The sequence below is a fragment of the Klebsiella sp. 18074 genome (genome assembly GCF_902705905.1).
Taxonomy (GTDB): domain Bacteria; phylum Pseudomonadota; class Gammaproteobacteria; order Enterobacterales; family Enterobacteriaceae; genus Klebsiella; species Klebsiella terrigena.
Genome location: NZ_CACSIS010000010.1, coordinates 20,388 through 32,994, shown reverse-complemented (window position 1 = coordinate 32,994; position 12,607 = coordinate 20,388). Strand labels below are relative to the sequence as shown.

The 12,607-nt window shown below is 57.6% G+C and carries 13 protein-coding genes; 2 read left to right on the top strand and 11 right to left on the bottom strand.

Features of this window, described 5'->3' with window-relative positions; genetic code table 11:
• Nucleotides 1-241: 241 nt before the first annotated feature.
• Complete coding sequence (gene argT, locus GVK32_RS11735; RefSeq protein WP_123709415.1) at nucleotides 242-1,024, bottom strand: lysine/arginine/ornithine ABC transporter substrate-binding protein ArgT; 783 nt, start codon at nucleotides 1,022-1,024, stop codon at nucleotides 242-244.
• A 48-nt stretch (nucleotides 1,025-1,072) separates the two neighbouring features.
• Between argT and GVK32_RS28885 the strand changes: the two genes are divergently transcribed.
• Nucleotides 1,073-1,234, top strand: a complete 162-nt coding sequence (locus tag GVK32_RS28885) for a hypothetical protein (protein WP_161795682.1) — start codon at nucleotides 1,073-1,075, stop codon at nucleotides 1,232-1,234.
• An 80-nt stretch (nucleotides 1,235-1,314) separates the two neighbouring features.
• On the opposite strand, the gene GVK32_RS11730 is transcribed toward GVK32_RS28885, so the two are convergent.
• From GVK32_RS11730 to pdxB, 10 genes are all read right to left on the bottom strand, one after another.
• Nucleotides 1,315-1,884, bottom strand: a complete 570-nt coding sequence (locus GVK32_RS11730) for a UbiX family flavin prenyltransferase (RefSeq protein WP_041146593.1) — start codon at nucleotides 1,882-1,884, stop codon at nucleotides 1,315-1,317.
• 142 nt (nucleotides 1,885-2,026) lie between these two features.
• Nucleotides 2,027-3,544, bottom strand: a complete 1,518-nt coding sequence (purF, locus tag GVK32_RS11725) for an amidophosphoribosyltransferase (protein ID WP_045856095.1) — start codon at nucleotides 3,542-3,544, stop codon at nucleotides 2,027-2,029.
• A 33-nt stretch (nucleotides 3,545-3,577) separates the two neighbouring features.
• Nucleotides 3,578-4,066 (bottom strand): colicin V production protein, encoded by a 489-nt coding sequence (gene cvpA, locus GVK32_RS11720; RefSeq protein WP_159865842.1) that lies wholly within the window; start codon nucleotides 4,064-4,066, stop codon nucleotides 3,578-3,580.
• Nucleotides 4,067-4,379: 313 nt separating this feature from the next.
• Entirely contained in the window at nucleotides 4,380-5,087 is a 708-nt protein-coding gene (gene dedD, locus GVK32_RS11715) for a cell division protein DedD (RefSeq protein ID WP_159865839.1), read from the bottom strand.
• Nucleotides 5,077-6,345, bottom strand: coding sequence for a bifunctional tetrahydrofolate synthase/dihydrofolate synthase (folC, locus tag GVK32_RS11710; RefSeq protein ID WP_159865836.1), 1,269 nt, complete (start codon nucleotides 6,343-6,345; stop codon nucleotides 5,077-5,079). Before folC ends, dedD begins: the two co-directional genes overlap by 11 nt.
• Before the next feature lie 131 nt (nucleotides 6,346-6,476).
• Nucleotides 6,477-7,391: an acetyl-CoA carboxylase, carboxyltransferase subunit beta gene (gene accD / locus GVK32_RS11705; protein ID WP_200842870.1), complete on the bottom strand. Its 915-nt coding sequence runs from the start codon at nucleotides 7,389-7,391 to the stop codon at nucleotides 6,477-6,479.
• 200 nt (nucleotides 7,392-7,591) lie between these two features.
• Nucleotides 7,592-8,251 (bottom strand): DedA family protein, encoded by a 660-nt coding sequence (locus GVK32_RS11700; RefSeq protein WP_159865830.1) that lies wholly within the window; start codon nucleotides 8,249-8,251, stop codon nucleotides 7,592-7,594.
• 149 nt (nucleotides 8,252-8,400) lie between these two features.
• Nucleotides 8,401-9,213, bottom strand: a complete 813-nt coding sequence (gene truA, locus GVK32_RS11695; RefSeq protein WP_159865827.1) for a tRNA pseudouridine(38-40) synthase TruA — start codon at nucleotides 9,211-9,213, stop codon at nucleotides 8,401-8,403.
• On the bottom strand, nucleotides 9,213-10,226 hold the full coding sequence (locus tag GVK32_RS11690) for an aspartate-semialdehyde dehydrogenase (protein WP_159865824.1): 1,014 nt from the start codon (nucleotides 10,224-10,226) through the stop codon (nucleotides 9,213-9,215). Before GVK32_RS11690 ends, truA begins: the two co-directional genes overlap by 1 nt.
• A gap of 62 nt (nucleotides 10,227-10,288) precedes the next feature.
• Complete coding sequence (pdxB, locus tag GVK32_RS11685) at nucleotides 10,289-11,425, bottom strand: 4-phosphoerythronate dehydrogenase PdxB (protein ID WP_159236768.1); 1,137 nt, start codon at nucleotides 11,423-11,425, stop codon at nucleotides 10,289-10,291.
• A 109-nt stretch (nucleotides 11,426-11,534) separates the two neighbouring features.
• Between pdxB and flk the strand changes: the two genes are divergently transcribed.
• Nucleotides 11,535-12,518 carry a flagella biosynthesis regulator Flk gene (gene flk / locus GVK32_RS11680; protein ID WP_159865821.1) on the top strand — a complete coding sequence of 328 codons (984 nt, stop codon included), beginning with the start codon at nucleotides 11,535-11,537 and terminating at the stop codon, nucleotides 12,516-12,518.
• The last annotated feature ends 89 nt before the right edge of the window (nucleotides 12,519-12,607 follow it).

Below are 12,607 nucleotides of genomic sequence, written 5' to 3'. Positions count from 1 at the left end.
TATCCTCAACAAACTGTCATTCTAATGGGTTTATTAGAAGTACTTACGCCAGTTATCGTGCCACTTTTCTCCCCGATATGGCAAAACATTCTGCGCTGGGGAGCAAATTTTTTCGCATCATAAACGCTTAACTATGCATTTTTTGCACCAAAATGAGACGGCGATACGATGAATGCACCAATAAGGGGCATTCATCGCTATCGCCACGCTAAAGGGCCCGGTATACCGGGCCCGCGCATGCTTAGTCACCGTAAACGTTAAAGTCGAAGTACTTCTTCGCCATCTTGTCGTAGGTGCCGTCTTTACGCATTTCACCCAACGCTTTGTCGAAGGCCGCTTTCAGCTCGCCGTCCGCCTTGCGCAGGCCAATACCGGTGCCATCACCGAAGAACTGTTTGTCTTTGACTGAGGGACCGGCAAAGGCGAAATCTTTGCCGGCAGGCTGCTTGAGGAACCCTTCGCTGGCGGCCACTTCATCCTGCAGCGCGGCGTCAAGACGACCGGCGGCGAGGTCAGAGTAGATCAGGTCCTGGTTCTGATAGGCCACCACGTCTACGCCTTTACTGCGCCAGCGTTCGTTACCGTAAGACTCCTGAGTAGAGCCCTGCAGTACGCCGACGTGCTTGCCCTTCAGCGACTCCAGGGTCGGCTGGATGGTGGAGCCTTTCGGCGCAATCAGACGGGAGTCTGCGGCATAAAGCTTGTCAGAGAAGGCAATCTCCTGCTGACGTTTTTCGGTAATCGATAATGAAGAGATGATGGCGTCAATTTTCTTCGCCTTCAGCGACGGGATCAGTGAATCAAAATCACTCCCTACCCAGGTACATTTTACCTTGATACGCGAACAGAGTTCGTTACCCAAATCGATGTCAAAGCCGACGAAATCACCTTTGGCGTCCTTAGAGGAGAATGGCGCGTAGGTGGCATCGGTACCGATACGGATGCTTTGCGGCAGAGCTGCAAAGACGCTGGAAGCACTGCTAATTCCCATAATTAAAGAGAGAGCCAGGATCGTCTTCTTCATACAATACCCTTAAGTGTCGTGATGTTGTTATGCGGTGCGTTGTTAGTTATGTGTAGTGCCGACGTATCCTGCAGTTTTTGTGCCATTTTCTCAGTGCGTGCTGGAAACAGCGTTAAATTTGTTAATATAAAGTTGCAGGATTGTCTTGAAAGGGAAGATACCAGTATTAACGGAGAAACCGCAGCGTCGAAACGCAAAAAAACAAATTAAATGTTGAGGATTTGATCGGGGCGACAAAATTGCACCATCGGGGCGCAAAGAATCATAAAGCGCACTATTTTAGCGCGCTATCAGGCCCCCTGCCAGCGGGCAAACAGGTCCTGCGGCAGCGTGATATCGAACTGATCGATAACGCGATTGACCGTCTGGTTGATCACGTCGTCCAGGGTTTGCGGACGATGATAGAAGGCCGGAACCGGGGGCATGATAACCGCGCCCATTTCCGCCGCCTGGACCAGCAGACGCAGGTGTCCGAGGTGGAACGGCGTTTCGCGCACGCAGAGCACCAGCGGACGACGCTCTTTCAGCACCACGTCCGCCGCCCGGGTCAGCAGACCATCGGTATAGCTATGAACAATGCCTGAAAGCGTTTTCATCGAGCAGGGTAGTATCACCATCCCGGCCGTTTTAAACGAGCCGGAAGAGATGCTGGCGGCGATATCGCGGGCATCGTGGACGACATCAGCCAGTCCCTGAACTTCGCGCAGCGAGTAGTCGGTCTCCAGCGCCAGAGTCTGCCGCGCCGCCTGGCTCATGATCAGATGGGTTTCAACATCCGCGACATCGCGCAATATCTGTAGCAGCCGTACGCCGTAAACGGCACCGCTGGCGCCAGAAATTCCAATGATAAGTCGTTTCACGATGGTTGCCCCTTCTGCTTAGAGTCGCAGACTTTGCCGGATTATAGCACCGGACGCAAGTCCGGTGGCCCGCTAGCCGGGGCCCGAAAAACAAAAAGCCCGCAGTCCTGACGACGGCGGGCTTTGACAACAAAGGCGTGGCTTAGCCTTCGTTATGCATCTCTAAGTTTTCCACTTCGTTCTGACGCTGCACCGCTTTGGCATCGTCGTTACGCAGAGAGTCGAGATAATCAAGATACTGCTGATCGACGTCCTTAGTGACGTACACACCATTAAATACCGAACACTCAAACTGCTGAATATCCGGATTCTCGGCCCGCACGGCGTCGATCAGATCGTTCAGATCCTGGAAGATTAGGCCGTCAGCGCCGATGATCTGCCGAATTTCGTCAACTTCACGACCGTGAGCGATCAGCTCGGTGGCCGTCGGCATATCGATGCCGTAGACGTTCGGGAAGCGAATCTCCGGCGCAGCGGAGGCCAGATAGACCTTCTTCGCACCCGCTTCGCGCGCCATCTCGATAATCTGCTCCGAGGTGGTGCCGCGAACGATGGAGTCATCGACCAGCAGGACGTTTTTATCACGGAACTCGGCGCGGTTAGCGTTGAGCTTACGACGTACTGATTTACGACGCAGCTGCTGGCCCGGCATGATAAAAGTACGGCCGACGTAGCGGTTTTTAACGAAGCCCTGACGATAAGGCTTGTCGAGAATACGGGCAATTTCCAGCGCGATGTCGCAGGAGGTTTCCGGAATCGGAATGACCACGTCAATGTCCAGATCTTCCCATTCGCGGGCAATCTTCTCGCCCAGCTTAGTCCCCATATTCACGCGAGCGCTGTAGACGGAGATCTTATCGATGAAGGAGTCCGGACGGGCAAAATAGACGTACTCAAAGAGGCACGGGTTGCTGACCGGGTTCTCCGCACACTGGCGGGTAAACAGCTGGCCTTTTTCGGTGATGTACACCGCTTCACCCGGCGCAACGTCGCGCAGGAACTCAAAGCCCAGCGTATCCAGCGCCACGCTTTCGGAGGCCACCATGTACTCGGTACGGCCGTCGCCAATATCACGCTTGCCCAGCACCAGCGGGCGAATACCGTTCGGATCGCGAAACGCCACCATACCGTGGCCGATAATCATCGCCACGCAGGCATAGGCGCCGCGAATCTGCCGATTGGTCGCAGCAATTGCCGCAAAGATATTGTCGGCTTCCAGCGGATAATGGCGGAAGTTATCCAGCTCGCTGGCGAAAATATTGAGCAGAATTTCAGAATCGGAGGTGGTGTTGATGTGGCGGCGTTTTTCTTCAAACAGCTTTTTACGCAGCTCGTGTGCGTTGGTCAGGTTACCGTTATGTGCCAACGTAATGCCATACGGCGAGTTAACGTAGAAAGGCTGAGCCTCGGAGGCGCTGGAGCTGCCAGCCGTAGGGTAACGGACGTGGCCGATCCCCATGTTGCCCTGCATACGCTGCATGTGGCGAGCCTCAAAAATATCGCTCACCAGCCCGTTTGCCTTACGCAAGCGGAAGCAATTATTTGCATCAATGGTGATGATGCCTGCGGCATCCTGGCCACGATGCTGAAGCACCGTTAACGCGTCATAAATCGACTGGTTGACCGGCATAACACCGGCGATACCGACAATACCGCACATACGTCTTTTCCTCGTTCAGCTACATCCCAACGCTTATGCTTTGGGCAAGAAACTTGACGAGCTCTGCAGATAGTCAAAAAACCATCTGATAACGAAACTGAACTGCGGGATAAGCTCCGACTTTTGCCAGTCGTCGCTCTTCGCCATACCGGTAAAACTATCGAGAAAGAACAGGATCGCCGAGACAATCAGCACGCCACGGAGAGCGCCAAAACAGATCCCTAACACCCTGTCGGTACCCGACAGGCCGGTTTTCTCTACCAGTGCGCTAATCACGTAGTTAACGATAGCGCCGACGATAAGCGTTGCGATAAACAGTATCGCGATAGCAATCCCATTGCGGACCATTTCGTCTTCAAAGCCCGTGAACCAGACAGCCAGGTAAGTGTAGTAATGACTGGCAACAAAGAAAGCACATCCCCAGGTTACCAGCGATAACGCTTCACGAACAAAGCCGCGGATCAGGCTTACCAGACAGGAAAAACCAATCACCGCAATAATGGCGTAATCAATCCAGACCATATACATCCTACGATTTTACGCCCTGTCGTCCGGTTCGGGGCGCATTCTAACAGAAAAAGAAAACGTTTGCGTAGGGATTTCCATGCCCTACAGAAATAAAAATGGCGCTGAAAAAACATTCAACGCCATGCTGCCTTTCGCCTCTGCAGGGCGCGTCAGGTAAGGGATCCAGCCCCTTTGCTCGCCGACAGCAAGCGGGATGGAGGGCCCGACGGCCCACCGATCTGCCCGACCCTGACCGGGCAAGGAAGAATGCCTTCTTGCCCGGCACAAGCCTCGGCGTTCTTCAACGCTATCAGACTGAATAGCAAGGCTAGTTTGGCGTGTATCCCATCACCACGCCGCTCAGACCCGACAGCTGCTTCAGATCGCCAAGCTGGCCTTTCAGCTTATCTTTCGACGCATCAGGGCCAACCAGAATGCGGGTGATTTTCCCCTGCACCGGCGTTGAAGGCGACGTGTAAACCTTGAACCCGGAGGAGCGCAGCTTACCGACGATTTCGTTGACCTTGTCCGCGTTCTTCAACGCGCCCAGCTGCACCACGTAGGCTCTGCCGGTCGGTGCAGGAATTTCAGCTGGCTTCGGCGCCGGCGTCTGGGCGGCAGTTTGCTGCGGCGGCGCCTGCTGAGGCTTCTCGACCGGCTTAGGCTGCGGCTGAGGTTGCGGCTTCGGCTGGGCCTGAGGTTTCGGCTGCGGCTTTGGCGCGACAACCGGCTCCTGGACATCATCGAAGCTGTTATTGTTTACCGGGATGCGCGACGGATCCAGCGACGGCGCCGCCGCATTTCCGGCCCTCACCTCTTCTGCCGCCCCTTCCGGAGGCTGGGCAGGCAAGGCCTGCGTTGCCGCCGGTAGCATATCAGGCTCATCGCGATCGCCCGGCTTTGGCACCAGCGGGATCGCCGCAAACTCATCCTGATAGTGTTTTTTCTGACCGTCAAGCAGCCCTGGGAGGATAATAACCCCCAGCGCCACCAGCACAATCGTCCCGACTAAACGGTTCTGAAACTTACTCGCCACCGATTCTCCCCGCGTCTATTTCTTCCATTACGTGCGCTACCGTGTGGAATGAGCCACACACCAGCACCGTATCTTCAGGTCCGGCATCGGCCATGGCCGCATGCCATGCTTGAGCGACGTCTGCACAGGCTCTCCCTGCACGCAAATGCTCCAGCAGCTGCTCCGCCGTTGCCCCACGCGGCCCTTCCAGCGGCGCGCAGTACCAGCAATCAACTTCAGCCATCAGGTTTGCCAGCGTACCGGCAATATCCTTATCATGCAGCATACCAATAACCGCCAGCACGCGCCCCGTTTTCGGCAGGCTTTTGAGACGCCCGGCCAGATACGCCGCCGCGTGCGGATTATGGGCAACGTCGAGGATCACGCGCGGTGCCTCGCCAATTATCTGGAAACGCCCGGGCAGCATCGCCTGCCTAATGCCGTCGCGAATCGCCTGCTCGCCCACCGTCAGCCCGCTGGCGCGCAGCGCGGCAAGCGCCGTAGCCGCATTCGGCATGGGCACCTGAGGCAACGGCAGTCCCGCCAGCGTCCCCTGCTCATCGCTGAAATCCCACCCCTGCTCGCCGCTCGCGTAGCGCCAGTCGACGCCGCGACGCCGCAGCACCGCGCCTTTTTCGGCCGCAACGTCGGCGATGGTATGGGGCATATCCGGCTCACCGACGATGGCCGGCCGGCCTGAGCGGAAAATACCGGCCTTTTCGCGGCCGATGCTCTCCCGATCCGGCCCCAGCCAGTCGGTATGATCGAGCGCAATGCTGGTCACCACCGCCACGTCGGCATCAACGATATTTGTCGCATCAAGGCGACCGCCGAGCCCAACCTCAAGGATAACGACATCCAGCTGCGCCTGCTTAAACAGCCACAGCGCGGAGAGCGTACCGAACTCAAAATAGCTCAGGGAGATTTCACCGCGCGCGGCTTCGATTTCGGCGAAAGAGGCAGTATGCGCCGCTTCCGGCAGCTCCTCTCCCTGCACGCGAACGCGTTCGGTATAGCGCACCAGATGCGGGGAACTGTAGACGCCGACCCTATAGCCCGCCGCCATCAGCACCGACTCCAGCGTACGGCAGGTGGTCCCCTTACCGTTGGTTCCCGCCACCGTAAAGACGAACGGTGCGGGTTTCACTACCGCCATCCGCCCGGCAACTTCGTTCACCCGCGTCAGCCCGAGATCGATAGTTTTGCTGTGCAGATGCTCCAGATAAGAAAGCCACGTAGCCAGGGGCGACGTGGCCTGAGGAATAGGTTCTTTTTCCATGATGTCCGCAAGAGTTAACGGTAAATACGCTCATCCTTCAGCGTGCCGCGAAGCGGTCAGGTCAGGACGATGTCGCGTAGCTATTTGAATATAAAAAAAGGGCAGCACCGTCAGGCCTGCCCTCTGCATTATCAGGCCTCTGGTTCCTGATCCGGTACCGGCGGTACCACGTCGCCTTCATGATGAACCTCCGGGCACGGTGCCGGGAGATTCATCAGCTTCGCCAGAATACTGGCCAGCTTCAGGCGCATTTCAGGGCGACGTACGATCATGTCGATCGCCCCTTTTTCAATCAGGAACTCGCTGCGCTGGAATCCTGGCGGCAGCTTTTCGCGCACGGTTTGCTCGATAACGCGTGGACCGGCAAAGCCGATCAGCGCTTTCGGTTCCGCGATGTTGAGATCGCCGAGCATCGCAAAGCTCGCCGATACACCGCCCATCGTCGGGTCGGTCAGCACGGAGATATACGGTAAACCGCGCTCCTGCATTTTCGCCAGCGCGGCTGACGTTTTCGCCATCTGCATGAGCGACATCAGCGCTTCCTGCATGCGCGCGCCGCCGGACGCTGAGAAGCAAACCAGCGGGCAGTTGTCTTCCAACGCCTGCTCAACGGCACGTACGAAGCGCGCGCCCACCACCGAGCCCATCGAACCGCCCATAAAGGCGAATTCAAAAGCAACGGCGACAACCGGCATGTCGTACAGGGTGCCTTTCATGACCACCAGCGCATCTTTCTCGCCGGTCTCTTTTTGAGCCGACGCCAGGCGGTCTTTGTATTTTTTCGAATCGCGGAACTTCAGCACATCTTTCGGCTCGAGCTCGCTTCCCAGCTCCACGAGGGAACCTTCGTCCAACAGGCTATGCAGGCGATTACGCGCCGACATACGCATATGGTGATCGCACTTAGGGCAAACCTCCAGGTTGCGCTCCAGCTCTGCGCGGTACAATACCTGACCGCAACTGTCGCACTTGGTCCATACACCCTCAGGAATGCTTGCCTTGCGGGTGGGAGTTATATTGCTTTTAATTCGTTCAATCCAGCTCATTGATAACCTTTCTGCCTGAACCTGGTCGATGCCAGTTTTGTCGTAAGGGGCGCATAATGCCATTTTTGACCCTTACAGACCATGAATGTTGCACATTAAATCATAACATCCCGTCACATGGGATAAAAAAGTGGTCGTACCGCTCACACTTCACTCTTCGGGCGGCGGCGCTCCGCCCGAAGAAGATTAGGCTACGGTGATTATTTTGACTGCTTAGCCGCCGCGCGCTTGTGGCGAATGATTTCAATCACTCCCGGCAGCACGGACAGGAGAATAATCGCCACAATCAGCAGCTTCAGGTTTTCCTGGACGATCGGTAAATCGCCAAACAGGTAGCCTGCGTAGGTGAACAGCAGCACCCACAGCAGCGCGCCAACAACGTTATAGGCCGCAAAATGACGATAGGACATGTGGCCCATTCCCGCCACAAATGGCGCAAAGGTTCTGACAATCGGCACGAAGCGAGCGAGGATAATGGTTTTGCCGCCGTGACGCTCGTAGAACGCGTGGGTCTTGTCCAGATAGCTGCGGCGGAAGATTTTTGAGTCAGGATTACTGAAGAGCTTTTCCCCGAACAGCCGGCCGATGGTGTAGTTCAGGGCATCGCCGAGAATCGCCGCGATAACCATCAGCACCACCATCAGATGCACGTTCAGATCGTTAGTCGGCAGCGCAGACAGCGCCCCGGCAACAAACAGCAGCGAATCTCCCGGCAGGAACGGTGTCACCACCAGACCCGTTTCGCAAAACAAAATCAAAAACAGAATGGCATAAACCCAGATACCGTACTCGGCAACCAGTTCGGCCAGGTGTACATCTATATGCAGGATGAAATCAATTAAAAAGCGGATCAGGTCCATACCGTTTTAGTCCTTAATAGCAATACGTAAAATCCTTCGCGGCGCAGCCAGGCGGCCGAGCGACAGCTCCCGGAACGCGCGCAAAAAAGCGGGTCCGGGAAAACCAGCGCGGCTGGCAACGCGGCGGCCTGAAGGATGAGGCGTATACGTCAGTCCGCCAGAAATAGCGGGCCCATCGGCATCACCGGCAGATCGAAATGGGCCGGATAATCAACCGACACCAGATACAGTCCCTCGGCTTTGGCCGTCGCGGCGGCTAGCTTCCTGTCTTTTGCCGCCAGAAGTTCTGCAATCCAGCTCTCTGGCTGGTTACCGGCCCCTACTTCCATCAGGCTGCCGACAATGTTCCTTACCATATGATGTACAAAGGCGTTTGCTTTGATATCGACCACCACATATGCGCCATAACGGGTGACGCTAATGTGCTTCATGTTGCGCCAGGGCGTACGCGACTGGCACTGCAGCGCACGGAACGAGGTAAAATCATTCTCACCCAGCAGGCACTGCGCCGCACGCTGCATCCGTTCGGCATCCAGAGGCTGGTGATAATGGGTCACCCCCTGGCTTAATACCCCCGGGCGCAGCCGATGATTATAGATAACGTAGCGGTAGCGGCGCGCCGTTGCGCTGAAGCGCGCGTGGAACTCTTCCGGCACATGTTTAACCCACCGCACGGCAATGTCACCAGGCAGATTCGCATTCACGCCCAGCGTCCAGGCCGCGTCTTTACGCAGCGCACGCGTTTCAAAATGCACCACCTGTCCGGTGCCATGAACGCCGGCGTCGGTGCGGCCCGCGCAGAAGACGTTAATCGGTTCATTCGCCACCTGCGAGAGCGCCTTTTCCAGCTTCTCCTGCACGCTACGTACTTCGTTCTGCCGCTGCCAGCCGTAATATTTACTGCCGTCGTACTCGATGCCCAGCGCGATTTTACAGACCGGCTGCTGCTCCATCTCAGACATCAGTAAAAATACTCCTGCACCAGCCTCTCAGCGGTTTTGACCGCCATCAGCGCGCCGCCGAAGCGGACGTTGTCGGCAACGGACCAGAACTGAATCTGCTCCGGCATCCCGTAATCGTTACGCACGCAGCCGACGGAGAGTTGGCTGGTGCCGGAGGCGTCGCCAACCTGAGTCGGAAACTCGCGCGCTTCGGACAGCTCGATATCTTCGCCGCGTACGAAGGCATCGCGCGCCTCTTCTGCGGCCAGCGGACGCATGGCTTCGAAATTAACCACCTGCGCATGGCCGTAGAATACCGGCGACTGGACCACGCTTGCGGAGATCATCAGCCCTTCATCCTGGAGGATTTTCCGTACTTCGTCGACGATACGCCGCTCTTCCAGCACGCTGCCTTCACGATCGGGCAGAATGGGCAGCATGTTGAACGCCAGCTGACGACCAAAGTAATCATCTTCATCAATCGGCATGCCGTTGAGCAGCTTAGCGCTCTGGCCTGCCAGCGCGCTGACGGCTTTTTTACCGTGGGCAGAAACGGAGAGCAGGCTGGTGACCTGAATACGCGACAGGCCGCCTTCGTCAATCAGCGGCTTGAGCGCGGCCAGTAACTGGCTGGTCAGGCTGTTGGCCACGGCAATAACGTTACGATTGCGGTAATCAGCCAGCACGAATGGGTTGACGTCCGGCACGACCAGCGGGACGTCCGGCTCCAGCGCGAACAGGCCGCTGAGGTCGATAACCAGACAGCCTGAGTTAGTCGCCTCATCAACGTAGGCCGCCGTAGCTTCGACGCCGGCGGCGAAAAAGGCCAGCTGGGCCTGGGTCCAGTCAAACTCCGCGGCGTCCTGTACGATGACCGACTTACCGTTGAAGCGCAGATGTTCGCCCGCGCTTTCGTTACGCGCCAGGGCGTAAATATCACCCACCGGGAACTGACGTTCAGCAAGGGTTTCGAGCAGGGCTTCGCCGACGGCGCCCGTTGCGCCCAGTATGGCAATATTCCAGCCTTCAGACATGGTGGTTTACTCCAGAAAAAAGCGACCCTGCAGGAGTATCCAACAGGGTCATTAAGAAGATATTAACGAACAGGATGATGTATGGCATTAAAGCCGAGCTGGCGCAACAGCGTCGCCGCCTGCTCATCGCTGCACTGTACGTACAGCGAAGACCATTCACGGCGTTCCTGGTAATTTTTGCGCAGCTTGTCAAATTCACCCGCAGCACCGGCCACTTTTCGCAGCGGCGCATCGTCGCGGCGCACATCATACACCAAATGGACCAGCCTTTTCAGGGTTGCCTGATCGAGCGCGCCGTGGAGGGTGATACGTCCAAACTCCGGCGCCGGCAGCAGGGTATCCAGCGCAACCTGCTGCGGATGGCCGATAAACGCGCTGTAGGCTTCAAACACCTGGGTCGTCCCGCGCGCTTTCCCTTCAAGGGTATAGCCCGCGATATGCGCGGTACCGATATCCACGCGATCCAGCAGCTCAAGGTTAAGATCCGGCTCCGGCTCCCAGACGTCCAGCACCACGCTCAGCGGCTGCCCAGCCTGCAGGCGCTTCAGCAGCGCACCGTTATCCACCACCGGACCACGGCAGGCGTTAATTAACACCGTTCCCGGCTTCAGACGGCTAATCAGCGCCTCATCCGCGAGGTGCAGCGTCTTGTACTGCCCTTCTTTATATAAAGGCGTGTGGAACGTCAGCACATCGGCCTGCTGAACCAGCTCGTCGAGGCTGCGGAAATCGCCCTCATCACCGCGATCCGCGCGCGGCGGATCGCAAAGTAGCGTTTTAATCCCCAGCGCTTCAAGACGTTTTTGCAGCCGTCCGCCGACGTTGCCCACTCCCACGATCCCGACGGTACGATCGGTCAGCGCAAAGCCGTCGCGCTCGGCCAGCATCAGCAGCGCCGAGAAAACATACTCAACCACCGCAATCGCGTTACAGCCGGGCGCAGCGGAAAAACCAATCCCCGCCTGCTGGAGCCACGCCTGATCGACATGATCGGTGCCCGCGGTCGCGGTGCCGACGAACTGAATAGCCTTACCGGCAAGCAGCGCTTCATTGACTTTAGTGACGGAGCGGACCATCAGCGCGTCGGCATCGGTCAGCGCTTCAGCCGGAATTGGGCGGCCGGGGACCGCCCTCACCTCGCCCAAACGGCTAAAAAGCTCACGGGCATAGGGCATATTTTCATCAACGAGGATTTTCACGGTTCAGTACCTGTCTGAGAACGAGAGTAAACCGGGGAAGTGTGCCATAATCTCGCCGCCAGGAACATCATCACCGGGCCTCAGTACAGTAATACGGAAAGGATTAATCATGACACAACCCGTTTCAGGTATGTCCGATCGCCCTCCGGGGACGGCTCCCTCCGGTGCGCCCGTCACCGGGGAGCTTTCGCTGACCACCCAACAACGCACCGTTCTCGAGCGACTGATCACGCGCCTGGTGGCGCTAACATCGCAGCAGAACGCGGAAGTGTGGGCCGGAATCAAGCACGATCTGGGACTGAAAGGCGATGCGCCGCTGCTGGCATGCCACTTTGACGCCGCCGAAAGCCACCTGAACCAGCGCCTGACCGTTGCGCAGCAAAACCATCACCACCGTCAGACTCTGGCGCAGCTCGGCGAGCTGCTGAGCCAGGGCAACAATCGTCAGGCGGTGAGCGATTATATTCGCCAGAATTATGGGCAAACTACGCTACACGCGCTGACCCAGCAGCAGCTTGAGAACGTGCTACAGCTGCTGCAAAACGGCCAGCTGTCGATTCCGTCGCCTCAGCAGCGTCAGCCTACGCTGCGCCCGCTGCTGCCGGCGGAGCACAACACGCTGAATCAGCTGGTGACCCGCCTTGGCGCCGCAACCGGCGAGCCCGGCAAGCTTATCTGGCAATCAATGCTGGAGCTGTGCGGCGTGAAAACCGGCGAGCTGATCCCGGCAACGCATTTTACCCCGCTCTCCTACTGGCTTCAGGCGCGACAAACGCTAAGCACCCAGGCCAGCCCGACACTCAACTCGCTGCAGGCCGCGCTGAAGCAGCCGCTTGAAGCGCAGGAGTGGCAGAAGATCGCCGATTTTGCCCGCAACAGCTGGCACGTGACGCCGCAGTCGACGCTGAGCGCCAGCCAGATCCTGACGCTGTTAAACAAAGTTTTCGTGCTGCGCGTGGCGCGGGCCCAGGAAACCCTGGCGATCCCCTCGCTACAAACGGAGGCCACCTCGCTCTCCGCGCGGCTCAAAAAGCCGTGGCTTATCCTGCTGGCGCTGGTCGCGCTGGCGCTGATATGGCTGATGGTTGCGTAGCGCCTGCCGCCAGAGAAACGCCGTCGCCGGGCGGCTAAAGTCACCGTTGCGATAACGCCCGCATGAGGCGATCGGCCCTCACTCACCGA